At 66.7% G+C, this 2,526-nt stretch carries 3 protein-coding genes; all 3 read left to right on the plus strand.

The genetic code is table 11. From position 1 onward, the window contains the following. Window positions 1–101: 101 nt before the first annotated feature. Window positions 102–1,136, plus strand: a complete 1,035-nt coding sequence (locus H7J86_RS00110) for an FAD binding domain-containing protein (RefSeq protein ID WP_267288621.1) — start codon at window positions 102–104, stop codon at window positions 1,134–1,136. A gap of 28 nt (window positions 1,137–1,164) precedes the next feature. Next, on the plus strand, window positions 1,165–1,602 hold the full coding sequence (locus H7J86_RS00115) for a cupin domain-containing protein (RefSeq protein WP_090358388.1): 438 nt from the start codon (window positions 1,165–1,167) through the stop codon (window positions 1,600–1,602). Further along, window positions 1,599–2,526 (plus strand): amidohydrolase family protein (locus H7J86_RS00120; RefSeq protein ID WP_267288623.1); only part of this gene is annotated, 928 nt, incomplete at its 3' end. The genes H7J86_RS00115 and H7J86_RS00120, both read left to right, overlap by 4 nt.

The following is a 2,526-nucleotide window of genomic DNA, read 5'->3' on the forward strand; positions in this document are numbered from 1 at the left end:
GCCGAACGGAACACTCAGAATCTGGCCGACCTCCCGACCACCACCGCCTACGTGCAGTATCTCGATCCCAGCGGCGCCACCGTGCACCGCGAACCCGCCCGGTGGACCTATACGTCCTGGGGTACGTTCTATCGGGCCCTGCTCGCCGATTTCGGCACCGAGCATTACCACTACGGCGAATTCGCCTGCGGCTTCAGCCAGGACGCCGACACGAACCCGCCCGGTGGACCTATACGTCCTGGGGTACGTTCTATCGGGCCCTGCTCGCCGATTTCGGCACCGAGCATTACCACTACGGCGAATTCGCCTGCGGCTTCAGCCAGGACGCCGACACCGCGACCGTCCGATTCGTCAGCGGCAGAACCGCAACGGCCGACCTCGTCGTCTTCGCCGACGGCATCACCTCCCCGGCCCGCGAATACTTCGACCCCGAAGCCAAGCTGACGTACGCCGGCTATGTGGGTTGGCGGGGCACCGTCGCATGGGCGAACCTCACCGCCGAGAGCCGCGAGGTGCTGGGCGACGCGATCACCTACACCGTGATCCCGAACTCGCACATCACCATGTACCCGATCCCTGGGGAGCAGAGTCTCGACCAGGCCGACCGCCTGATGAACTACGTCTGGTATCGCAATGTGCCCGCCGGCCCCGAACTCAGTGAGTTGCTGATCGACAAAAGAGGATTCACCGGGTCGGTGTCCGTGCATCCGGGGCAGGTTCAGGATCGCTTCGTCGCCGAGCTACGCGAGGCCGCCGCTGCACAGTTGGCCCCCGCCGTGGCCGAGGTGGTCGAAAAGACCTCACAGCCTTATCTTCAAGTGCTCTCCGACGTGCGGTCCACGCGGATGGCGCTCGGCCGGGCCGCACTGATCGGTGATGCCGCGTGTGCGTCGCGGCCACACGCCGCGGCCGGAACCGCCAAAGCCGCGGCCGACGCGTGGGCCTTGGCCGACGCCCTGTCCACCTCGGCGGGTGACATCGCCTCCGCGCTGTCCAAGTGGGAGCCGGCGCAGCTGCAGCTCAGCGACGCCCTCCTGCGCCGCGTGGTGGATATGGGTGAGCGATCGCAGTTTCACAACACCTGGATGCCAGGGGATCCAGACCTGCGCTTCGGCCTCTACGGGCCTGGGCACTGAACACCTTCACGAGGAGAGGAACTCGACAATGACCGACAACAACTACCTGACCGATCTGCCGCTCGCGGGTGAACTGGTGGCCACCGACTTCGAGAGCTGGCCGGACTGGCTCAAGGCCGAGTTCGCCGAGCACGCCTTCGATGGAAACGTCGGATCCCGGCTGCTGAGCGAAGATTCCCGCGTCAGGGTCTGGGAGATCCGGCTGGCGCCCGGGGAACGCTGGCATGCCCACCGGCATGTCCTGGACTACTTCTGGACCGCGATCAACGCCGGTAGCAGCCGCCAGCACACCCATGACGGTACGGTGCGCGAGGTCTCCTACGATGCCGGGGAGACCCGCCACTTCCATTTCGGGCCGGGCGAATTCCTGCTCCATGACATCGAGAACATCGGAGACACCGAGTTGATCTTCACCACCGTCGAGCACCTGGACAGCGACAACACCGCTCTGGACATCGCACGATGACGGCCATTGCTCAGCCGGGCGGTGTCATCGATGTCCACGCCCACTGGCTTCCTCGCTCGCTGTTCGGGCTGCCACCCGGCGCGCCGTACGGACCGATGCACGACCGGGACGGCCAGCTGTATCTCGGTGATCTGCCGTTGTCGATCGCCACCGAGTCCATGAGCGATGAGGCGGCCATCATCGAGGACATGGACCGTGCGGGGGTTGCGGTGCGGGTGCTCTCCGCACCCCCGTTCGCGTTCCCGCTCAGCGGCGAGGCGGGCGGCGCGGACTACGCCCGGGCCTTCAACACCGCCCTGGCCGATGTCGTTTCCCGGACCGAGGGAAAGCTGCTGGGCCTGGGTGCCGTGAGCTTGGGCGCCCCCGAGGAGATCACCGCTCAGTTGACGGTGTTGCGCGATACCGAGGGCATTGTCGGGGTGGCCATCCCGCCGGTGGTCGCGGGCGAGTCCCTGCACCGAGGCGCGTTGCGGCACATCGTCTTCGAGGCCGCGCGCCTGGACTTTGCCGTACTGGTCCATCCCATGCAGATCGGGCGTCCGGAGTGGGCGGACTACTACCTGGCCAATCTCATCGGCAATCCTGTCGAAACCGCCACCGCGGTCGCGAGTCTGGTCCTGAGCGGTGTGAAGGATGAGCTTCCCGCGCTGCGCATCTGCTTCCTGCACGGCGGCGGCTGCGCCCCGGGACTGCTCGGCAGGTGGGACCATGGCTGGGGTGCCCGCGCCGACGCCAGGGGCGGGTGCGCGCGAGTGCCGTCCGAGGTCTTCGCCGATCTGTATTTCGACACGGTCACCCACGGCGCGCCCCAGCTCGAACTGCTCTGCAAGATCGCCGGGGTGGACAAGGTGGTGTGCGGCAGCGACTATCCGTTCGATATGGCCGAAGCGGATCCGGTGCGGTTCGCGGTGAAACACGGTCCCG

Source organism: Mycobacterium hackensackense (genome assembly GCF_025822555.1).
GTDB classification, from domain to species: domain Bacteria; phylum Actinomycetota; class Actinomycetes; order Mycobacteriales; family Mycobacteriaceae; genus Mycobacterium; species Mycobacterium fluoranthenivorans.

Coding starts and splice junctions, on each gene's coding strand:
- H7J86_RS00115 (WP_090358388.1), top strand. CDS start 1,165: ATGACCGACAACAACTACCTGACCGATCTGCCGCTCGCGGGTGAACTG.